This is a genomic window from Streptomyces sp. NPDC046931, from assembly GCF_040644655.1.
Lineage (GTDB): Bacteria > Actinomycetota > Actinomycetes > Streptomycetales > Streptomycetaceae > Streptomyces.
Genome location: NZ_JBEYWX010000015.1, coordinates 159,834 through 180,423, shown reverse-complemented (window position 1 = coordinate 180,423; position 20,590 = coordinate 159,834). Strand labels below are relative to the sequence as shown.

Annotated in this window: 22 protein-coding genes; 11 read left to right on the top strand and 11 right to left on the bottom strand. The window is 71.4% G+C overall.

The genetic code is table 11. The features are described 5' to 3' along the window. Positions 1-12 precede the first annotated feature (12 nt). The gene (locus ABZ876_RS25170) at positions 13-159 is read left to right on the top strand and encodes a hypothetical protein (RefSeq protein WP_361785340.1); all 147 of its coding nucleotides are present in this window, start codon (positions 13-15) and stop codon (positions 157-159) included. An 83-nt stretch (positions 160-242) separates the two neighbouring features. Here the strand turns inward: ABZ876_RS25170 and ABZ876_RS25165 are convergent, their stop codons facing one another. The 5 genes from ABZ876_RS25165 to ABZ876_RS25145 all read right to left on the bottom strand — a co-directional run bounded on the left by ABZ876_RS25165 (position 243) and on the right by ABZ876_RS25145 (position 5,466). Next, entirely contained in the window at positions 243-1,223 is a 981-nt protein-coding gene (locus tag ABZ876_RS25165; protein ID WP_361785337.1) for an LLM class F420-dependent oxidoreductase, read from the bottom strand. A gap of 81 nt (positions 1,224-1,304) precedes the next feature. Further along, positions 1,305-1,988 carry a TenA family transcriptional regulator gene (locus ABZ876_RS25160; protein ID WP_361785334.1) on the bottom strand — a complete coding sequence of 228 codons (684 nt, stop codon included), beginning with the start codon at positions 1,986-1,988 and terminating at the stop codon, positions 1,305-1,307. Continuing rightward, complete coding sequence (locus ABZ876_RS25155; RefSeq protein WP_361785331.1) at positions 1,976-2,398, bottom strand: SCP2 sterol-binding domain-containing protein; 423 nt, start codon at positions 2,396-2,398, stop codon at positions 1,976-1,978. The genes ABZ876_RS25160 and ABZ876_RS25155 overlap by 13 nt, the downstream gene beginning before the upstream one ends. Positions 2,399-2,466: 68 nt before the next feature. Then, entirely contained in the window at positions 2,467-4,095 is a 1,629-nt protein-coding gene (locus tag ABZ876_RS25150; RefSeq protein ID WP_361785328.1) for an FAD-dependent oxidoreductase, read from the bottom strand. Between the two features lie 66 nt (positions 4,096-4,161). Next, positions 4,162-5,466, bottom strand: coding sequence for a SidA/IucD/PvdA family monooxygenase (locus ABZ876_RS25145; RefSeq protein WP_361785325.1), 1,305 nt, complete (start codon positions 5,464-5,466; stop codon positions 4,162-4,164). 277 nt (positions 5,467-5,743) lie between these two features. On the opposite strand from ABZ876_RS25145, the gene asnB reads away from it, so the two are divergent. Then, positions 5,744-7,567 carry an asparagine synthase (glutamine-hydrolyzing) gene (gene asnB, locus ABZ876_RS25140; RefSeq protein WP_361785322.1) on the top strand — a complete coding sequence of 608 codons (1,824 nt, stop codon included), beginning with the start codon at positions 5,744-5,746 and terminating at the stop codon, positions 7,565-7,567. A gap of 87 nt (positions 7,568-7,654) precedes the next feature. On the opposite strand, the gene ABZ876_RS25135 is transcribed toward asnB, so the two are convergent. Next, positions 7,655-8,365: a SchA/CurD-like domain-containing protein gene (locus ABZ876_RS25135; protein WP_361785319.1), complete on the bottom strand. Its 711-nt coding sequence runs from the start codon at positions 8,363-8,365 to the stop codon at positions 7,655-7,657. Between the two features lie 245 nt (positions 8,366-8,610). Between ABZ876_RS25135 and ABZ876_RS25130 the strand changes: the two genes are divergently transcribed. From ABZ876_RS25130 to ABZ876_RS25100, 7 genes are all read left to right on the top strand, one after another. Next, complete coding sequence (locus ABZ876_RS25130) at positions 8,611-8,940, top strand: TcmI family type II polyketide cyclase (RefSeq protein WP_361785316.1); 330 nt, start codon at positions 8,611-8,613, stop codon at positions 8,938-8,940. A gap of 2 nt (positions 8,941-8,942) precedes the next feature. Then, a complete protein-coding gene (locus tag ABZ876_RS25125; protein WP_361785313.1) occupies positions 8,943-9,410 on the top strand; it encodes a DUF1772 domain-containing protein in 468 nt (155 codons plus the stop codon). 61 nt (positions 9,411-9,471) lie between these two features. After that, a complete protein-coding gene (locus ABZ876_RS25120; RefSeq protein ID WP_361785310.1) occupies positions 9,472-10,524 on the top strand; it encodes a methyltransferase in 1,053 nt (350 codons plus the stop codon). Positions 10,525-10,592: 68 nt separating this feature from the next. Beyond that, positions 10,593-11,342 (top strand): SDR family NAD(P)-dependent oxidoreductase, encoded by a 750-nt coding sequence (locus ABZ876_RS25115; protein ID WP_361785437.1) that lies wholly within the window; start codon positions 10,593-10,595, stop codon positions 11,340-11,342. Positions 11,343-11,344: 2 nt separating this feature from the next. Continuing rightward, positions 11,345-11,671 carry an antibiotic biosynthesis monooxygenase family protein gene (locus ABZ876_RS25110; RefSeq protein WP_361785307.1) on the top strand — a complete coding sequence of 109 codons (327 nt, stop codon included), beginning with the start codon at positions 11,345-11,347 and terminating at the stop codon, positions 11,669-11,671. After that, positions 11,668-11,973 (top strand): antibiotic biosynthesis monooxygenase, encoded by a 306-nt coding sequence (locus ABZ876_RS25105; RefSeq protein ID WP_361785304.1) that lies wholly within the window; start codon positions 11,668-11,670, stop codon positions 11,971-11,973. The genes ABZ876_RS25110 and ABZ876_RS25105 overlap by 4 nt, the downstream gene beginning before the upstream one ends. Positions 11,974-12,050: 77 nt before the next feature. Further along, positions 12,051-12,320, top strand: coding sequence for a hypothetical protein (locus ABZ876_RS25100; protein ID WP_361785301.1), 270 nt, complete (start codon positions 12,051-12,053; stop codon positions 12,318-12,320). Between the two features lie 143 nt (positions 12,321-12,463). Here ABZ876_RS25100 and ABZ876_RS25095 read toward each other — a convergent pair whose 3' ends face one another. The 5 genes from ABZ876_RS25095 to ABZ876_RS25075 all read right to left on the bottom strand — a co-directional run bounded on the left by ABZ876_RS25095 (position 12,464) and on the right by ABZ876_RS25075 (position 18,073). Further along, on the bottom strand, positions 12,464-13,234 hold the full coding sequence (locus ABZ876_RS25095) for an AfsR/SARP family transcriptional regulator (RefSeq protein ID WP_361785298.1): 771 nt from the start codon (positions 13,232-13,234) through the stop codon (positions 12,464-12,466). A gap of 265 nt (positions 13,235-13,499) precedes the next feature. Next, positions 13,500-14,843 (bottom strand): acyltransferase domain-containing protein, encoded by a 1,344-nt coding sequence (locus tag ABZ876_RS25090; protein WP_361785295.1) that lies wholly within the window; start codon positions 14,841-14,843, stop codon positions 13,500-13,502. 111 nt (positions 14,844-14,954) lie between these two features. Next, entirely contained in the window at positions 14,955-15,392 is a 438-nt protein-coding gene (locus ABZ876_RS25085; RefSeq protein WP_361785292.1) for a cobalamin-dependent protein, read from the bottom strand. Between the two features lie 84 nt (positions 15,393-15,476). Next, positions 15,477-17,075 (bottom strand): methylmalonyl-CoA mutase family protein, encoded by a 1,599-nt coding sequence (locus ABZ876_RS25080; protein ID WP_361785289.1) that lies wholly within the window; start codon positions 17,073-17,075, stop codon positions 15,477-15,479. Next, a complete protein-coding gene (locus ABZ876_RS25075; RefSeq protein ID WP_361785286.1) occupies positions 17,072-18,073 on the bottom strand; it encodes a beta-ketoacyl-ACP synthase III in 1,002 nt (333 codons plus the stop codon). The genes ABZ876_RS25080 and ABZ876_RS25075 overlap by 4 nt, the downstream gene beginning before the upstream one ends. 294 nt (positions 18,074-18,367) lie before the next feature. Here ABZ876_RS25075 and ABZ876_RS25070 point away from each other — a divergent pair, with 294 nt between their 5' ends. Then, positions 18,368-18,838: a DUF1772 domain-containing protein gene (locus tag ABZ876_RS25070; protein ID WP_361785283.1), complete on the top strand. Its 471-nt coding sequence runs from the start codon at positions 18,368-18,370 to the stop codon at positions 18,836-18,838. 18 nt (positions 18,839-18,856) lie between these two features. Further along, positions 18,857-20,575 (top strand): 2-isopropylmalate synthase, encoded by a 1,719-nt coding sequence (gene leuA, locus ABZ876_RS25065; protein WP_361785280.1) that lies wholly within the window; start codon positions 18,857-18,859, stop codon positions 20,573-20,575. The last annotated feature ends 15 nt before the right edge of the window (positions 20,576-20,590 follow it).

The window sequence follows — 20,590 nt, the reverse complement described above, 5'->3', positions numbered from 1 at the left end:
GAGGCATGTGCCGTGACACTCGCTCTGCTGCTCCTGTTGCTGGGAGTGCTGCGCTACCTGGGTGTGGGCCGGGAGCGGATGGACCGGTGGAGTGCGGCGGTCCGCCGCAGGGTCGGCCGGCGCCGTCCCGACGCCGACGGCGAGGTTCCCGAGTCCTGACGCCGAAGGGATGCCGGAGTCCTGACACGGCCGGGGCCGGAGCGTGCGGCGCACGCTCCGGCCCCAGTCGTCGTCGGATGCCGCTACCGCCCCGCCGGGACGATCTTCGCGACCTCGGGCGCCACCTCGGCCCACAGGTCGAGCGCGCCCTCCTCCGCCGGATTCGGCGGTTCCACGATCGCGTGGTCCACACCCAGCTCCGCGAGCTGGTGGAACCGTTCGATCGCGCCCTTGACGGTGTACGAGCCGTCGGCGCCATCCCTGGTCAGGGCGCCCGTGCCCAGCGTCGTCTTCTCGATCTCGCCGTACGGCCGGCCCGCCTCCTCGCACCGTTCGCGCAGCACCGCGAACTGCCCGCGGATCACCTCGGTCGGCTTGATGTGGGCGTTGCGGCGCATCGGGTGCTGCGGCGGCAGCTTGGCCAGCTTGTCCCGGATCATCTCCGGGTCGGGAAGCTCGTAGACGTTGCAGGCGTCGGCGTAGCGTGCCACCAGCCCGAAGGTCTTCTTCGGGCCCTGCCCGCCGATCAGGATCGGCGGGTGCGGGCGCTGCGGGGTGTTCGGCTCGTTGAGCGGCCGCTCCAGGCGGTAGTGCCGGCCCTCGTACGGCTCGGTGTTCCCCGCCCACATGTGCTTCGCGATCCGGACGGCCTCCTCCAGGCGTTCGAAGCGCTCCGCCTTCGGTACGACGGGGATGCCGAGGCCGCGCTGCTCCTCCTCGAACCAGGCGGCTCCGATGCCGAAGTACATCCGGCCGCCGGAGAGTGCGTCGAGCGTGCTGACGGTCTTCACGAGCACCCCGGGGTGCCGGTTGACAACGCCCGTCACCAGAGTGCCGAGGCGGATGCGGGAGGTCTGCCCGGCGACGAAGCCGAGAGTCGCGTACGCCTCCGGACAGGCGCCCTCGGGCCCGCGGTTGAGCGGGGTCTGGAAGAAGTGGTCCATCACCCAGAAGCTGTCGAACCCGACCTCCTCGGCGGTGCGGGCGATCCGCCCGAGCACCGGTCCGAGGTTCTCCGGCGAACCGGGCCAGCTGAAGCGGGTGAGATTGAGTCCTAGGCGCATGCGCCCCTCCGATCGGCGAGTAGGGCGGCTCGGAAGCCGGACGGTCGGACGGCCAGTCGAGTCGGTTCGGGAGCCGGACGGTCAGACGGGCCAGTCGAGTCGGTTCAGGGCCGCGTCCAGGAAGGACCACTCGTAGCGCGCGGCCGTCAGGAAGGTGTGCGTCAGCCGGTCCCGGTCGTCCGCCGAGGCCCGCTCGCCCACCTCGTCGACGACGGTCAGGAACTCCCCCAGCACGTCGCGGTAGTCGTCGCCGGGGTGCAGGGCCTTGACCCAGTCCGCGTAGCGGGCGGTGGGGTCGTGCCGCTCCCGCAGGTCGTCGGCGATGCTCAGATAGAACCAGGAGCAGGGCAGCAGGGCCCCGATCGCCTCGGCGAGCGAACTGGCGGCGGCCGACGAGAAGAAGGAGGTGTACGCGTGGGTGACCGGGTCGGCCGGCGTGGAGCGCCAGGAGTCGTCCCCGTCGCCGAGCTGTGCCGCCATGATGTCGTAGCCCATCGCCATGGCCTGCCGGGCCTCCAGGGTGCCGACCGCCATCCGGGCCAGCACCATCGCATGCCCGTTGTCGTGGGCGAGGGCGGCGGTACGGGCGAGCGCGCGGCCGTAGGCGGGCAGCAGGAAGTCGGCGTCCTGGCGCGCGAAGTGCAGCAGCGCGGCCCCGTCCAGCGTGCCGTCCCGGAGCCCGGCGAAGAAGGGATGGTCCTTGATCTTCTCCAGCAGGGGCGCGGCGGCGGACTCGAGTTGGGTGCGCAGCATCAGTCGAACCACTCGCCCTGCTTCATACCGAAGAACGCGTTGCCGCGCAGCTTCAGCTTGCCGGTGATGAACGCCTTCTGGCCGCTGAGCTTCCCGGTGGCCAGGTGCAGCATGTCGACCAGTTTGATGCCGATGACGACGTCGGCGCCCTCCCGGGTGCCGTGTCCGACGACGCAGGTGTCGTTCTCGACGTGCAGGTAGTACTCCTTGGTGCCCTCGGCGGTGGCGACCTCGTACTGGAAGGTGCCCTTCTCGCCGCCCGCCTTGGCCGGGTTGAAGGTGGAGGCCAGCTTCTCGTAGACGGTGTCCAGGACCGCCTCGACGCCACCGGGGCGCTCGGCGAGCAGCTTCTCCAGGTCGTCCTTGGGGGTGGCGTCGACGAACACGACGAGTTCCGCGAACCGCGTGGCGAGATCGGACATGGCGAATCTCCTTGGGAGGTGGGTGAAGGGGGTGAGGCAGGTGCTCTTCGGCGCGGTGCCGACGGGGCCTAGCGCTTCACGGCCAGCACCTGGGCGAGCGCGTCGGTGAGCCGGTCGTCCGCGCCCGTGGCGTCCGTGCCGCGCCAGGCGACGAATCCGTCGGGGCGCACCAGTACGGCGCCGTCGTCCTTGACGCCGTGCCGGTCGGCCCAGCGGCCCGAGGGGTCCTGGACGTCCGTGCCCACCCGGTACAGGTCGAGACCCGCACCGAGGGTCTCGCGGGCCCGGGCCGCGGCGGTCGCCCAGGCCTCGCCGGCCGCTCCGGTGACCAGGGTGAAGCGCCGGCCGTACAGATCGAGGGTGGAAAGGGTCTCGCCCCCGCGCTCCAGCGGCAGATGGGGGGCGCGGGTGCCGGGCAGGCCCGTCAGCAGGTGCGGCGGGTAGGCGGGGCGGTCGTCGTCGTCCTCGGACAGGACGGCCGCCGAGCGGTACCGGTAGCCGAGGATCACCGACCACCAGTCGTGGACGTACACGCCGCCGACGTCGGCCGCCTGGTTGCCGGTGCGCCCCACCATCTGCGCCATGGCCTGCTCCATCGTGAACTCCGAGACGGGGCGGCGCTCGGCGTCGTAGGTGGCGAGGAGGTCCTCGCCCGCGTCGCCGCGCAGCACGGCGGCCAGCTTCCAGGCGAGGTTGTGGGCGTCCTGGATGCCGGTGCTGCCGCCGAACGCGCCGGTCGGGGGCACGATCCGGGCGGCGTCGCCGGCCAGGAAGACCCGGCCCTCGGCGAAGCGTTCGGCACAGTGCGCACCGATGACGAAGGGCAGCACCGTGGTTCCGTCGCTGGGCAGTTGGGGAATGAGGCGGCCGGTGAGGTCCGGGACTCCCACGGCCTGGCGGAACAGCTCCAGGCAGCGCTCCTCGGGATAGTCCTCGACGGCCTCCCCCCGGTCGGGGTGGTAGGGCACGCCGAAGCACCAGCGCTTGGCGCCGTCGTGCGGGAAGATGACCGAGCCCTTCTCGGGCCTGTCGAGGTAGGCGAAGCCGAAGCGGCGGCCGCCCAGGACGCTGTCGATGTCGGCCTCGACGACCATGGACAGGGTGTGCAGCAGGATGCCCGGGCCATCCACGGGGATGCCGAGCGCACGCCGCAGGGGGCTGCGCTGTCCGTCCGCGGCGATCGCGTAGGAGGCCCGCACGGTACGGCGTTCGCCGGTGCCGCGGTCGCGCAGTACGGCCGTGACGCCGTCGGCGTCCTGGGTCAGTTCCTCGCACTCGGTGCTGAAGCGGATGTCGGCGCCCAGTTCGGTGGCCCGGCCGCGCAGCGCGATCTCCAGCCGGTCCTGGTCGATGGGGCACCACTCGCACGGGCTCGCGCCCTCCGCCTCACCCGTCGCCAGATCCACGAAGTCGTGGTCGTGGCTGGCGAGGGACTCGGCGACGAGCATCCGGGAGGAGTCCTCGTCGGAGGCGACGATGCCCTCGCCGCGCTCGGCGAACAGGGTGCCTTCCAGGCCCACCTGGCGGAACAGCTCGACGGAGCGTGCGTTGATGCCGCGGGCCCGGGGGTGGATCAGGGTTTCGGCGTGGCGCTCCACGAGCAGCGGCCGCACACCGTGCCAGGCCAGGAACACGGCGGCCGACAGGCCGACCATGCCTCCGCCGACGACGAGGACCTGGGTCCGTTCGTCCTGCATCTGCTGTTCCTCCAAGGGGTGTCGAGGGCTCGGGAGGTCTTGTGCGCGGGCGTCGGGGCGCGGTCCTCACGCCCAGAGCGTCTGCACCTGCTCGTCGCGGATGGGGAACACCTCGCGCTCCAGCAGGGAGTTGAGGATCGCCGCGCTGCGCACCGACAGCAGGCTGAGGTTCGGGTCGGCCACTCCGTGGCTCGACTGGGCGCGGTTCTGCACGAAGACCTTGTGGCGGTCGGAGTGCTTCCAGCGCAGCGAGTAGTCGGCTTCCACGTACGGTTCCTCACCCGGCTCCAGGTCGAGGATCTCCGGTGCGAGGGGCAGCGGTGCGGGGCGGCGTCCGGTGGCGAGGACGACGTGGCGGGCGGTGTGCCGTTCGTGTCCCCCGGCCGCCCGGCGGCAGCGCAGTACCACCAGGTCGTCCTGGTGCCCGGCCTCGACGACGTCCCGCCCGGGGAGCATCATCACCGGGGCCCGGCCCTCGGTCAGCCAGGTCTCGTAGTTGGCCTGGTACAGCTCCTGCAGCGTCGACATCGACACGCCGTCGCTGGTCAGGATCTGCTCGGCGACGTACCGCTCACGGACCTGGCCCGGCAGGGTCTGGAAGTGGCGCAGATAGGCCGGGCGGAAGAAGTCGTTGGCGGGCGGTGAGTCGTCCAGCGGCGCGAACCAGGGGCGGCGGCCGATCCAGCGGATCTCCCGCAGTCCGTAGCTGAGCAGCGCGAGGACCGCCTCGGCACCGGTCTGGCCGCCGCCGACGACGACCGCGGGCTCGTACGGCGCGCAGCGGCATGTCTCGAAGTGCTCGCCGATCTCCTCCGCGAGCAGCACGCCGGGGATGCCGCGGTCCCGGAAGCAGTCGGGGACATGGGGGCGGGTGCCGGTGCCGACGACCAGGTGGTCACTCGTGGCGACCGGGCCGTCGGCGTCGTGGAGCACGAACCCTTCGCCCGGCCCGGCGAACCGGACGTCCCGGATGTCCACGCCGTAGCGGATGGTGGTCAGCTGCTCGGCGGCCCAGGCCAGATAGCGGTCGTACTCCAGGCGCGGGATGGCGTCGAACTGCGCGTTCAGGAAGGCATAGACGCGGCCGGTGGTGACGAGGTAGTTCAGGAACGACAGCCGGTTGCGGGGGTCGACCAGGCTGGCCAGGTCCTTGATCCATGAGGTCTGGAGACGGACCCCGGGATGCATCAGGCCGGGGTGCCAGGCGTGGGCCGGGCGCCGGTCGAAGAGCACCACGTCCTCGGGCAGGACGTCCTCGGCCAGGGCGGCGAGGCTCAGGTTGGCCGGGCCGGCGCCGATCGCGGCGACCCGGTGGTGCGGGACGCCGTGCGGCGCGGGGCGGTTCGGCGCATGAGCGGAAGTCGACACCATGGACGGACACCTCTCCGTACGGACCGATGTGCCCACAGCGTGGCCGGGGCCGGTGGTGCAGGAATCGAGAACGTCTGAGAGCGGGCGGCTCCGCACCGGCGAGGCTGTTCGGCTCGTTCACAGGCACCCCGCTCGTTCAGACGTGCTCGACTCTCCTCCCAGGGGCCGAATCCACACTGTGCGGGTATCGCCCCGCCTCGGGTCGCAGGGCCGGCCGTGTGCCGGGGCCTCCCCGTGCCGGGCATCCCACCAGGCGTTTCGCGACAAGGAGTTCCGTATGAGCGGTATCGCCGGCTGGATCGGCTTCGGCTCCGGACCCGGACACACACGGTCGGTGCTGGACGCGATGGCCGCCACCACGAGCCGGGACGCCCCCGCCGAGGTGTACGCCTGGCGCGAGGCGCGTGTGGCGCTCGCGGCCGCCCCGGGCGGCATCGCCGAGGAGCAGACGGCAAACGGGCAGGACGTGTCCGTCGTCTTCGACGGCGTGCTCCATGACACCGCACCGCTGCGTGCCGCGCTCTCCGCCCGCGGCCACCGTGCCCGCCACGGCACCGACGCGGAGGCCGCGCTGCACGCCTATCTGGCCTGGGGCGCCGACTGTGCCGAACACCTCGACGGAGCGTTCGCGTTCGCGGTGTTCGACTCCCGTCGGGGCCGGCTGCTGCTGGTCCGCGACCGGCTCGGCGTACGACCGCTGCACTACGCCCGGCTGAACGACACCGTGTACTTCGCGTCGGAGCCCAAGGCGCTGCTGGCCGGCTCCCTGCTGGAACCGGTCCTCGACGCCGACGGGCTGCGCGAGCTGTTCACCCAGGCCAAGACGCCGGGCGCGAGTGTGTTCCGCAGCATCGCCGAGGTGCGGCCCGGTCATCTGCTCGACGCCGGGGAGGGCGGCGTGGCCGAGCGGCAGTACTGGACGCTCGAGGCCCGTCCCCACACCGACGACCCGGAGACCACCGTCGCCACGGTCCACTCGCTGCTCGCCGACAGTGTCGGCCGGGCCGTCGAGGGCGGCACCCTCCCGTGCTCGCTGCTCTCCGGCGGTCTGGACTCAGGCGCGATCACCGCGCTCGCCGCCCTCGCGCTGAAGGACCGGGGCCGGCTGTGCACCGCCACCGCGACGTTCATCGGCTACGCGGAGAACTTCCGCCCGGACAACGTCCGCACCACCCCGGACGCCCCGTACGCGGCCGAGGTCGCCCGCCATATCGGCTCCGACCACACCGATGTCGTGCTCGGCACGGCGGACCTGCTGGAACCGCGGCTGCGCAGGGCGGTGCTGCGGGCCCAGGACCGGCCCACCCCGTTCGCGGAGATGGACGTGGCCGGACTGCTCATCTTCCGGGCGGCCCGGGAGCACTCGCCCGTCGCGCTGTCCGGCGAGGGTGCCGACGAGATCTTCGGCGGCTTCACCGGGATGTACGAGCCGGACGCGGCGGGCCCCGAGCAGTTCCCGTGGGTGGCGTACGAGCGCTCCCACGAGGCGTCCCGGCACGGTCTGGGCCTCGGTCTGTTCGACCGGGGGCTGCTGGGCAAGCTGGATCTGGCCGCCTACGGGGCCGACCGCTATCGGCAGGCCGTCGCCGAAGTGCCCCGGCTCGACGGCGAGGGCGACCGGGACCGGCGCCTGCGGGAGGTGTGCCATCTGCACCTCGTGCGCTGGCTGCCGCGGCTCCTGGACCGCGACGACCGCCTCAGCCGGGCGGCAGGTCTCCAGGTACGGATGCCGTTCTGCGACCACCGGCTGGTGGAGTACCTCTTCAATGTGCCGTGGGAGCTGAAGACCCGTGGCGGGCGGGAGAAGAGCCTGCTGCGGTCGGCGGTGGGCTATCTGCTGCCCAGGTCGGTGGTGGAGCGTCGCAAGAGCCCGTTCCCGGTGAACCAGGATCCCGCGTACACCCATGTGCTCCGCCGCGAGCTGATGCGGGTGCTGGACGATCCGGACTCGCCGGTGGCACCGCTGCTCGACCCGGTGGCGGCCCGCGCGGCGGGCGCCGAGGCGCGGGGCGGGGCACACTGGCTGACCCGCACGAACATCGAGATGGTCCTGCAACTGCATCTGTGGCTGACCGAGTACGGCGTCCGCCTCGCTCTGTGACACCGGCGGCCGGTGGGCCGCGCACGGCCGACCGCCCGTCGCAGGGGTATGCGCGACGGGCGGTCGGGACGCTCGGCCCGCGGGTCCTTATGAGACGTCGGCGGAGAGCATCTGAAGGCGCCGCATGGTTGCGGCGCCGAACCCCTCGGGCCCCGTCGCCTCCCGCCGGTCGGCGAGGTACGGCAGCAGGCCCTCCTCCGTCTGCGCGGCGACACCGCTCCCGGTCAACTGCCGTACCACCGGGTCGAGTTCTCCGTCGTACTGCACGGCCCACACCAGATAGTCGTCCTTGACGAACGCGGCCGAGGCCAGCAGCGGGCCGGCGGGCCCGTCGAAGAGCGCGCCCTGGGCCTTCTCGAAGACCTCGCCGAGTGCGTCGTCGTGCCCGGGGGTGACCCGGTAGGTCCAGGCGGCCAGCTGTGCCGAGCGCTCGGCGCGGGACTCCTGGAAGACGCACTGCATCAGGGCGTTCTGGAAGTACTCACGGAAGCCTTCCACGGTCTGTGTGTCGCGCGGCACCTGGAGGTAGGGCGAGAGCCGGCGCTCCGCCTCCTTCACGCCCTCCTGGGCGCCCATGTGCGGGCCGATCTGCCGCAGGTCACCCTCGAACTGCACCACGCGGGTCATGAACTCACCCCGGATGAACAGCCCGGTGGAGACGTTCCGGCCGGCCGCCCGGCCCTGGTCGTCGCGGTACTGGGCGGAGTCGACCCGCTTGAAGTTCCGCTCGGAGAAGATGTCGGCGATCTCCTCCTCGTGGCCCGTCCGGACCTTGTAGCTGATCGCGATGAAAGCCATGACGCTCCCTGTCCGCCGGTGGGCTTGTCTGTGACGGATCGTGCAGTCACCCGGTCCACGCCCGATCGGAAACGGCTGAAGGGCAAAGTCGCTTCAGACGCTCTTGAGAACCCTTGGACTTCCCGTTGCCACGATGGCGCCCGACCGCAGCCGGGCCTCGCGCCTTGACCGTACGGCCCGCGCGCCACGGCGCCCCGAGGACCGGTAGCCGCCCGACGCCGCGGGCCTGGAAAGGGAGATCGCCCATGGAACACACCGACCGGACGCTCATCGTCGCTCGTATGGACCCGGCCGACGCCCCCGCGGTGGCGAAGATATTCGCCGAGTCGGACGCGTCGGATCTGCCGCACCTCATCGGCGCCAAGCGGCGCACTCTGTTCCGGTTCCACGATCTGTACTTCCACCTCGTGGAGTCGGACCAGGACATCCAGCCGGACCTGTACAAGGCCCGCAGTCACCCGCTCTACCAGGACATCCACGAGAAGCTGGCCCAGTACATGCGCCCCTACGACCCCGCCTGGGCGGAGCCCAAGGACGCGATGGCGCAGCCGTTCTACACCTGGCGCCGGGACTGACCGTGGACGTCGTACGCGTGCTGCTCCCCTTCGCGCTGATGGGCAACGGCCTCGCGGCGGGCGGTCTGATGATCGCGGTGCTTGGCGGGGCGCCGCTGCTGCTGTCCCTGCCGACGGAACGGTATGTGCCCACGCACCAGTTCATGGTGACCCGGTTCGATCCGTTCATGCCGGCGTGCATGCTCACCGCGCTGCTGTGCGACGTGGTGCTGGCCTTCGTCGCGCCGACGGCGCGCGCGAGCGCCCTGTTCACGGTGTCGGCGCTTCTGCTGGTCGGCGCGATCGTCGTCTCACTGACGAAGAACGTGCCGATCAACCGGTGGATCGCCACGGTCGATCCCGGCCGGCTGCCCGCGAACTGGGAGCAGCTCGACCCGCGGGTGCGATGGAGCAACTGGAACCGGGTGCGGACCGCACTGGTGGTGTGCTCCCTCGCGGTCCTGGTCGCCGTCACCGGCACCCTCCTCTGATTCCTTCCTCGAAGGACCTCCCGGGGTCCGCCAACGGCCTTTCCGAAAGGGCTGATCGACCATGAGCGTGGCACCCATGACCGGCGGCCCTCCCGACCCGGAGACGCTGCCCGCACCGGTACGGCTCGTCCTGCTGACCAATGGGCGGCGGGTCTCCGAGGTGCTGTATGTGCTGGCGGAACTGCGTATCGCCGACCATCTGGCCGACGGGCCGCTGGAGGTGGAGCGGCTCGCCGAGAAGACCGGCACCCATGCCGACTCCCTTTACCGGGTGCTGCGCTGTGCCTCGGCGTTCGGGGTGGTCTCCGAGGAGCCCGGCCGCCGCTTCGCCGAGACGGACCTCACGGTCGGCCTGCGCAGCGACATCCCGTTCAGCGTGCGGGACCTGGTGCTCTACAACAGCGCCGAGTCGGTGCGCCTGCCGTACGGCGACATCCTGCACACGGTCCGCACCGGGGAGCCGTCGTTCGAGCACGTCTTCGGGCAGGGCTTCTTCGAGTACCTCGCCGGGCACCCCGAGGCGGGCGGCCTGTTCGACCGGGCGATGACCCAGATGAGCCGCTCGACCACGCATCTGTTCCTGTCGCAGTACGACTTCACGCGCTTCGCCAGCATCGCGGACATCGGGGGCGGTCGCGGGTTTTTCCTCGGTGCCGTCCTTCAGAACGTGCCGGGGGCCCGCGGTCTGCTGTTCGACCAGCCCTCCGTGGTCGCCGGGGCGCACGAGCACCTCGCCGAGGCGGGGGTCGCCGACCGGGTCGAGGTGGTGGCCGGGGACTTCTTCGGGCCGCTCCCGGCCAGCTGCGACGCGTATCTGCTCAAGCAGGTCCTGCACGACTGGGGCGCCGAGGACGCCGTACGCATCCTGCGGGGCGTCCGTGCCGCGATCGGCGAACGGCCGGAGGCACGGCTGATCGTCCTCGACCATGTGCTGGCGCCGCCGAACCAGTGGGACCAGGGGAAGTTCCTCGACCTCGACATGATGCTCCGCTTCGGCGGGCGCGAGCGGACCCTGCCCGAATGGCGGGAGCTGCTCGCCGCCTCCGGTTTCGAGCTGGTCAACGAGCCCGTCCAGGGCCGGTGGACGGTCCTGGAGTGCCGTCCCGTCCCGTGACCGGGCGCCGTACGGCGTCCGACGACCCCGCACCGACCCGTACCGACCATCACGAGAAAGGCATCACCATGGACGTCGATCTGACCGGAAAGAGGGTGCTCGTCACCGGCGGCACCCGCGGGATCGGCCGCGGCATCGTCCTGGCGCTCGCCCGGGCCGGCGCCAAGGTCGTCACCTGCTATCGCAGCGACGGCGAGGCGGTCGAGGGCCTGGTCAAGGAACTCGCGGCCATCGGCGGGGACCACCATGTCCTCAAGGCCGACATCAGCGACCCGGAGGCCGTGGCGCGGCTCGTCGACGAGACGGAGGCACGCCTCGGCGCCCTGGACGTGCTGGTCAACAACGCCGGTGTGATCAGCCATGTGCCGTTCGCCGAGCTGCCGCTGGACGAGTGGCAGCGGGTGATCGACACCAATCTGACCGGGCCCTTCCTGGTCATCCAGAAGGCGCTGCCGCTGCTGAGGGAGGGCTCCTCGATCATCACCGTCGGTTCGCGTGCCGCGGTAGTCGGCATCCCGCTGCGCGCCCACTACACGGCCTCCAAGGCGGGTCTGATCGGGCTGACCCGCTCGCTGATGAAGGAGCTGGGCCCGAAGGGCATCCGGGTCAACCTCGTGGCGCCCGGCGTCATCGAGACCGAGGAGTTCGAGAAGGCCTCCCCGGAGGAGCTGGAGCGCGTCCAGACCCGCTACCGGGGCCTGACCGGCATGGGCCGGCTCGGCCGTCCCGACGAGGTCGCCGGGGCCGTGCTGTTCCTGGCGAGCGATCTGTCGGCGTACGTCACCGGCGAGACGCTCCACGTCGACGGGGGGATCTGACCATGGCGTCCGGCAGCTTCCGCGTCCTGCTGCGGGCCGAGATCAAGCCCGGCATGGAGGAGGATTTCGAGCGCACCTGGCTGGAGGTGGGGACCGGGGTCACCGGGCACCCCGCCAATCTGGGCCAGTGGCTGATGAGGAGCGACGAGGACGAGCACGTCTACTACATTCTGAGCGAGTGGGTGGACGAGCCGAGCTTCCGCGAGTTCGAGCAGAGCGACCAGCACCTGGAGCACCGCACCAAGCTGCACCCGTACCGTTCGGGCGGTGCCATGTGGACCATGACGGTGGTCCACGCGCTGGACAAGCCGCGGGCGGTGGCCGGGTGAGCGACCGGATCCGCATCCTGCTGTTCTGCCGGGCACCCGCCGAGGGACCGGAGGTCATCGAGCGGGCATACCACGAGATCAGCAGGACGCTCGCGGACACGCCGGGGCTGCTCGGCAACGAGCTGCTGCACTCGCTGATCGAGGACGACGCGTTCGCGGTGATGAGCGAGTGGGAGAGCTTCGAGGCCTTCCACGCCTGGGACGAGGGGCCCGAGCACAAGGGCCAGACGGCGGGTCTGCGGCCCTACCAGGACCGTACCCGCCGACCCTGGGACATGTACGCGGTCCGCGCGTCCTACTGAGAACTCCCCCCTTCCGGGGCGGAGGTGATGAGCCATCACTCCGCCCCGGTTTCCGCACGCCCATCGGAGGACCTGCCATGCCGCCGACCCCCGGCACACTCCGGCTGCTGCGCGCCCTGCGGAGCGTGTGGCGGACCGCCGTCGACGGGTTGATCATGCTCGGGGCGTACCACGGCGCGGTGCCGCCGGCGCATCTCGCGGCTCTGATCGGCAAGGGTGCCCGCCGGCGCCGCGACGGCCGCACTCCGCCCCGTCCGGCACCCGCACCGACGTGGGCAGCGCCGCCCGACACCCTGCTGACCGAGGCCGAGCGCCGGGCTTGGGAGCGCCTGGTGGAACGGTTCTGACCAGGTGCCGTGGACGCCAGAAGGCCCGCGCCTCGGCGGCGGCGGGCCTTCGCGTCTGTGGTGGTCTGTGTCGTGCGAGGCACGAGCGGCGTGGGGACGTTGCCGTGCTGCGGCGGACCGTGGATGAGCGGGTGTGCTGCGAGTCAGCGTACGGAGGGGTACACGCGGTCTATCCCGTACCAGCTCGTCGGCTCGCAGTTCAGTATGTCCCTCTGCACCTGCTGTATCTCGTGGTTGGGTTCAAGGCCCAGCTCCTCCTGGAGGACGTGACGGTAGCGGTGGAAGGTCTCGAGGGCCTCGCCCCGCCGGGACGACAGGTGCAGAGCGATCATTAGTCGGCTCTGGAACCACTCGTGGAGCGGATGAGTGACGGTGAGCGATTTCAGCTCGGAGACGAGTTCCCGGTGCCGGCCGATCCGCAGGTCGGCGTCGATGCGCAGCTCCAGGGCGTTCATTCGCTCCTCCTCCAGGTAGGCGGCGTGGCCTTCGAGCACCGGACCGCTGCGCACGCCCCCGAAAACCGGCCCCTGCCACAGGGACAGAGCCCGGTGGAGAAGATCGGAAGCCCTTTCCGGACGGTGCTCTTCCAGGGCGCGCCTGCCTTCACCGAGCAGGCTGCGGAAGCGGACCAGGTCGACTTTTTGGGGGTCGACGTTCAGTACATAACCGGAGGGGTCGGTTCGGGTACGAATCATTCCTTCCCGATCGCGACCGTCGGCACCCAGGGATTTGCGCAACTGATAGACGTACGTCTGGAGGGTAGCCATCGCGGTGGGCGGAGGGTTGTGCTGCCACAGCTCCTCGGCCAAGGTCTCCGTGAGGACCAGCTTGTTGGCGCGCAGCAGCAGAGTCGCCAGCACCCTGCGCAGTTTGGGTGCGCTGGGCGTGCAGTCAAGGTCCCCTTCTCTGGCCATCAACGTACCCAACACCGCGAACTCCATGTTTCCCCCAACCGGATTGGATGATCCATTCCCGACACTCAGCCGCACTCGACTTCCGCAGAGTGCGCCGTGTTCACAGCAGCGGTAACGGGGTTCATGAACGTTGAACCATATTTCCTGACGAAAAAGGCGGCACAGATGAGCGCTACCGTCGAGTAACTACGGGTGATTTGACTCCGCAGGCTATCCGTACGGAAAACAACGGCTCAAGAGGGCACAAGTAAAGGGAGGAAGTCTTTCAAACGGGACGTCGGGATTTTGCCATGGCATTAACCGCGTTCCAGTCGAGGGAGTGTCCCTCGGTCCACAGCCGCGCCGCGGCCCAGAGCGCCTCCTCGCGGTCCGCGCTTCCGGCCGCGTCCGCCTTCGCCGGCAACAGGGCCACCGCGTCGCTGCGGCCCTGAGCGACCGCGGGATGACGCAGGGCCAGGGTCGTCAGGGCCCGGCCGGGACCCGCCTCGACCAGCAGCAGGTCATCGTCGGCGAGCAAAGTGTCGAGCGCCGGCCCGAAGAGCACCGGATCGGACATCTGGCGCGCCCAGAACCGCGGCCGGGCCGCCTCCTCCTCGCTCACCCGGGCCCCGGTGGCCGACGAGTACAGCGGAACGACGGGCGGCGTCAACCGGACCTCCGCGAAGGCCGGTTCGAACAGCTCGGCCGCGACCAGGGCGTGCGGCGTGTGGAAGGGCTGGGGAATGCGGGCGCGCCGCGCGAGGAAGCCGTCCGCGCGCAGCCTGCGTTCCACTTCGGCCAGTTGGCTCTCGGGTGCGCCCAGCACCGTCTGCCGGGGCCCGTTGACCACCGCCACGCTCACCCCGTCGACCGCGTAGGGGGCGAGTTCCTCGACGGAGGCGGCGACGGCGAGCAGACCGCCCGCCGGAACGGGCGCGTAGGTGTGGGACCGCGCGGCCATCAGCCGCGCCCCGTCGGCCGGGCGGAGCACACCGGAGACGGTCGCCGCCACCAGTTCGCCGACGCTGTGCCCGAGGACGGCCGTCGGCCTCGGCCCCCAGCTCTCCACCATCCGGGCCAGCGCGAGCCCGACCGCGTACAGCAGGGGCTGGCCGAGTTCACCCGCGTCGATGGAGGCGCTCGGTTCCTCGGCGAGCCACTCCTCCGTCAGCGGCTTGCCCCCGGCGGCCTCGTACCCGGCGAAGAACTCGTCCATCGCCGCGGTGAAGGCGGGGTCCCGGCGGTACAACCCGGCGCCCATGCGCGGCCGCTGGGAACCGTGGCCCGGGAAGAGGAGGGCCACCGGGCGCGGCACGGAGGCCCCGCGGGCGCGGACCGCCGTGCGGGCGGAGCGCAGCAGAGCGACCGCGCTTCCGGCGTCCCGCGCCACCACCGCGCCGCGCACGGCGTGGTGCGAGGTACGGGCTCCGCCGAAGCGGCGGACCGTCGCGTCCGCGGTGTCGCCGAACTTCTCGGGCGCCGTCTTCTGGAGCCAGGTCCCGAGCTCTTCCCGGAGGACCGTTTCTCCTCTCTCGTCGGGCGCCGACCAGATGAACAGCCGTGGCTCGGCGGCGCCCGAGGGCTCCACCGCGCCGGTGCCACGCTTCGCTCGTCCCCCGAGGTCCTTCATCTGGCCCGTGCCTCCTGTCGGTGTACACGTCGATCCCGGCGTCCGGCCGGTCCGGACCGGCCAGGCAGCTCGATCGAAACACCGCTGTCTGGAAGCGTTCTAAAGGCCATCTCAGGCCATCGCGATACCTTCGGTAACCGCCGGAGCCACCGGAGCCGCGCGCCGCGCGACCCGTTCCCTGATCGTCCGCGCGATCGTGACCAGCTCACTTCCGGGTCCGAAGATCTCGTGCACACCGGCCGCGCGCAACACCTCCGCATCAGCGGACGGCACAATTCCGCCAAGGAGCACCAGGACGTCGCCCAGGCCGGAGGATCGCAGTCCGGCCAGAATCGGCGGCACGGTCGCCAGATGGTTGCCCGAGAGGCTGGACAGCCCCAGCACGTCCGCGTCCTCGGCCAGTACGGTCCGTACGATCTGGTCGGCCGTCTGGTTGCCGACGTAGACGACCTCCATGCCCTGCTGCACCAGATACCGGCTGACGACCATGGTCCCGCGGTAGTGGGAGTCGAGGCCGGGCTTGGCCATCACGACGCGTATGCGGTCCACTTGACTCACTTTGCTCTCCTTCAGTCGCTGCGCAACGGTGGTGGGAGGACTCCGGGCGGCGGTTGCGGCCGCCGCCCGGCGCGGTCAGATGAGCGGCTGCCGCCAGCCGCCGTGGAGGTCGCGGAAGACCTCCGAGCACTCCCCGAGCGTCGCCCCGGCCCGAACGGCCTCCAGCAGGGGCGGCATGGTGTTGCGGTCGGAGACCACCGTGTCCCGCAGGGCGTCCAGCGCCGCCCGGACCCACGCCCCGTCCCGGCCGGCCCGCAGCCGCCGCAGCTTGTCCTGCTGGGGCTCCAGGGTCGCGGGCACGCGGAACGGGTCGATGTGCAGCGGCTCGTCCGAGCGGAAACGGTTGACCCCGACCACCGTGCGGGTGCCGTCGTCGATCGCGAGCTGGCGCTCGTAGGCGTTGGCGAGCAGGTGCTTGTGCACCCAGCCCTGCTCCACGGCGGCCACCAGACCGCCCAAGGCGTCGATCCGCGCGAGCAGTTCGTACACCCGCTGCTCGATCGCCTCGGTCAGGCTCTCCACGTAGTGGCTGCCCGCCAGCGGGTCGGCCGTGCGGTCGACACCGGTCTCGTGGCGCAGGATGTGCTGGGTGTGCAGGGCGGTCAGCGCCGCGTTCTCGGACGGAATGGACAGGGCCTCGTCGTACGCGCTGACGTGCAGTGACTGGGCACCGCCGAGCACGGCCGCGAGCGCGTGGTACGCGGCCCGGGTCACGTTGTTGAGGGGCTGCTGCGCGGTGAGCGCGGACCCGGCGGTCTGCACGTGGTAGCGCAGCATGCGGCTGCGCGGCTCCCGGGCGCCGAGGCGCTCGGCGAACACCCGGGCGTAGACGCGCCGCGCCGCGCGGTACTTGGCGATCTCCTCGAAGAAATCGTTGTCCGCGCTGAAGAACGCGGTCAGACGGCTCGCGAAGGCGTCCACGGGGTGGCCGCGGCGGACCATCTCCTCCGCGGTGGCGACCGCGTGCGCCACCACCAGCGCGGCCTCCTGCACGGCATCGGCGCCGGCCTCGCGGTAGTTGTAGCCGGTGTAGCTGATCGCGTTCCAGCGGGGCACGTGCTCCAGGCAGTACTCGACGACATCGGTGGACAGCCGGAAGGCGAAGGCGGGCTCCAGCACGCTCGGCGCGGTCAGGACCACCGTCTCCATCATGAAGTCGTTCTGGAGGGTGCCGGCGAGGTCCTTCGGCCGGTAGCCGCGGCGTTCGGCGGCCACCAGGTACATGGCGAGCACTACTCCGGCGGCGACCGGGTGGGAGACCACGATCGAGACGCTCACCTCGTCCAGCGGTATCCCGGCGTACAGCGCGACCATGTCCTCCACGCTGTCGACGGCGACCCCGCCCTGGCCCGCGTCCGCGCGGGCCAGCGGCGCGTCGCTGTCGTAGCCACGGTTGGTGGGGAAGTCGAAGACGGTGTTGACGGCCGTGGCCCCGTGCTCCAGGAGCAGGCGCAGCCGTCGGTTGGTGTCCTCCGGGGTGCCGAACCCGGCCAGCTGGCGCACGGCCCAGGGCCGTTCGCGGTACATCAGCGGGCGTACCCCCCGGGTGAACGGCGGCTCGCCCGGGGGTTCCGGCGTGCGCACCGGATGCCGCTCGGGTGTGTAGACGGCGTCCACGGGGATCCCGGCGTCGGTGGTGGCGGCGGTGGGGGTCTTCTGCGGGCGTGCGCTCATGGCAGCCGCACCACTTGGGCCGCGTAGGTGAGGCCCGCGCCGAAGCCGATGAGCAGCGCGAGGTCCCCGCTCGCGGCCTGGCCGCCGGTGAGCATGTGCTCCATGGCCAGCGGGATGGACGCCGAACTGGTGTTGCCGGTGGTGACGATGTCGTCGGCCACCACGACATGGGCGGGCAGCCCCAGTTCCTTGGCGAGGACCTCGGTGATGCGCATGTTGGCCTGGTGCGGGATGAACGCGGCGAGGTCGTCGACGGTCACGCCGGCCGCACTCATCGCCTCGCGGGCGGTCTGGGCCATCGCGTCCACCGCCCAGCGGAAGACCCGCCGCCCGTCCATCCTCATCACCGGCGGCGGGCCGGCCGCGTCGTGCCGGTAGTCGCCCCAGGAGCGGGTCATGACCACGGCCTCCAGCTGGTCGCCGTCCGCTCCCCAGACCACCGGGCCGATCCCGGGCTCCTCGGACGGCCCGATCACGGCGGCGCCGGCGCCGTCGGCGAGCAGGAAGGCGATCTGCCGGTCCGTCGGGTCCACCAGATCGGTCAGCCGCTCGGCTCCGACCACGAGGACGTGGTCCGCCTCCCCACTGCGGATCATCGCCGAGGCGGTGCCCACCCCGTAGCAGAAGCCGGCGCAGGCGGCGTTCAGATCGAACGCCCCCGCCCTGCGCGCGCCCACCCGGTGGGCGACGTCCACCGCGACGGCGGGCAGCGAGACCAGGTTGGTCGTGGTGGCCACGATGACGCAGCCGATGTCCAGCGGGTCGAGGCCGGCCGCGGCGATGGCCTTCTCGGCCGCCGCCGCGCCCATCACGGCGTGCGTCTCCTCGCGCGTGGCGAAGTGGCGGCGCCGTATCCCCGACCTGGTCTCGATCCACTCCTCGCTGGAGTCGATGGACCGGCAGATCTCACCGTTGTCCACGACCCGCTGCGGTCGGTAGCCCCCGACCCCGATGATGCGGCCGAAGCGTGGCTCCTGGCGGCAACTGGCTCGCAACACGCTCTTTCCTCTCCCTCGGGAACATCGGCCCCGCCCGGTGCGGCCCCGGCCAGGGGCTGCCGCGGTCCGGTGCGCCCGCGGACGCGGGCCGGTGCGGCGATGGTCTCCGCAGCGGCTCTACGGGACATCGAGCACGACTGAAGGAAGCGCAGGTACGGCCGGGGAACGCGGACGTGGCCCGGCGACGGGGCACACGCGGCGTTCAGGCGGGTCCTAGAGACCCACCAGCGGGCGTTGCCAGGGTGGCTGGCACTTGCCGCACCAAGGGGGCGAAAGACACAGGAGGCGAACGCGTTGAGCACCTTCTTCACCCATGGACTGAGCGTGCTGGTGCTGTTGGGCAGCGGCATCGTCTCCGGGGTCTTCTTCGCCGTGGCCGTCAGTGTCATCCCGATGGCCATGGACCTGCCCGTCGACCGCTATGTGGAGGTGCACAAACTTCTCGGCCGCAACTACGACCCGATGATGCCGATCATCGTGATCAGTTCGATCCTCGGGGACCTGGTGCTGGCCGTGCTGGTGGACCGGGCCTGGATCCGGGTGCTGTTCACGCTGTCCGCGGTGCTGCTGCTCGGGGTCTCCGTCGTCTCCCGCGCATGCAACGTCCCCATCAACCGCCAGGTCGCCCTCGTCGACGCCGGCACCATCCCGGCGGGCTGGCAGGACCCCCGGCCGCTGTGGCGCGGCTGGCACCACCTGCGGACGGTGATGGCGCTGCTGGGACTGGCCCTGAACGCGATCGCGGTGGCCTGGGTGGCCGTGTGACCCCGAAGGAGCACTGACATGACCGACCGACAGCGGCCCGGTCCCCTGCCGGCCCACCGCTACCGGCCGCCCGCCACGATGGAGCTGCCGGACCGCACCTGGCCGTCGCGGACGGCCCTGGCCGCGCCGCGCTGGCTTTCCACGGACCTGCGCGACGGCAATCAGGCGCTGATCGACCCGATGGGCCCGACCCGCAAGCGCCGGATGTTCGACCTGCTCGTGGCGATGGGCTACAAGGAGATCGAGGTCGGCTTCCCGGCCGCCAGCCGCGCCGACTTCGATTTCGTCCGGTCCCTCGTCGAGAACGACGCGATACCCGAGGACGTGACCGTGTCCGTCCTGACCCAGGCCCGCGACGAACTGATCGCGCGCACGCTGGAGTCGGTGGCCGGCGCGCACCGGGCGACCGTGCACCTCTACAACGCGACCTCCCCGCTGTTCCGACAGGTCGTCTTCGGTACCGATCGGGCCGGCTGCGCCGCGATCGCCGTGGAGGGCACCCGGCAGGTGATGGCGTACGCGGACAAGATCCTGGGCCCGGAGACCGAGCTGGGCTTCGAGTACTCGCCGGAGCTGTTCACCGACACCGAACCCGACTTCGCGCTCGCGGTATGCGAGGCGGTGATGGAGGTCTGGCAGCCGGGCCCAGGCCGGGAGATCATCCTCAACCTGCCCGCGACCGTCGAGCGCGCCACCCCCAACGTCTACGCCGACCAGGTCGAGTGGATGAGCCGAAGCCTGTCCCGGCGCGAGTGGGTGTGCCTGTCGGTGCACCCGCACAACGACCGGGGCACCGCGGTCGCCGCGGCGGAGCTCGCGGTGCTGGCCGGCGCGGACCGGGTGGAGGGCTGTCTGTTCGGGCAGGGCGAACGCACCGGCAACGTCGACCTGGTGACGCTCGGTCTGAATCTCTTCAGCCACGGCATCGACCCGCGTATCGACTTCTCCCGTATCGACGAGATCCGCCGCATCGCCGAGGAGTGCACCCAGCTGCCGGTGCCGGCGCGCCACCCGTACGCGGGCGACCTCGTCTACACGTCGTTCTCCGGCTCGCACCAGGACGCCATCGCCAAGGGATTCGCGGCGATGGAGCGCACGGCCGCCGGGACCGGCACGCCGGTGGACCGGCTGCCGTGGGCGGTGCCGTATCTGCCGATCGACCCGCGGGACGTGGGCCGCAGCTACGAGGCGGTCATCCGGGTCAACAGCCAGTCCGGCAAGGGCGGTGTGGCGCATGTGCTGCGCACCGAGCACCGGCTGAAACTGCCGCGGCGGTTGCAGATCGAGTTCTCCCGGGTGATCCAGTCGCACACCGAGGTGGCGGGCGGCGAGGTCACCGCGGCCGAGATCTGGGCGGCCTTCACCGCCGAGTATCTGCCGGGCGCCGACCGGGGCGCGTCGGGCCTCGAACTGCTCGCCCACCATCTGCTCAGCGAGCCGGACGGCCGGGTGACGCTCACCGTCCGGGTGCGGCTCGCGGGTGCCGTACGGGAGTTGACGGGCACGGGCACCGGTCCGGTCGACGCCTTCGCCCGCGCACTGGCCGGGGCCGGGCTGCCGCTGCGGGTCCTGGACTACTCCGAGCACGCGCTGGCGGCCGGCGGTGACGCGCGCGCCGCCGCGTATGTGGAGTGCGAGGCGGACGGGCGCACGGTGTGGGGCGTGGGCATCGACGCGAACCTCGTGCGTGCCTCGCTCGCCGCCATGGTCAGCGCGGCCCGCCGCGTTCACCGGTGAGGGCCCCGACGGGGC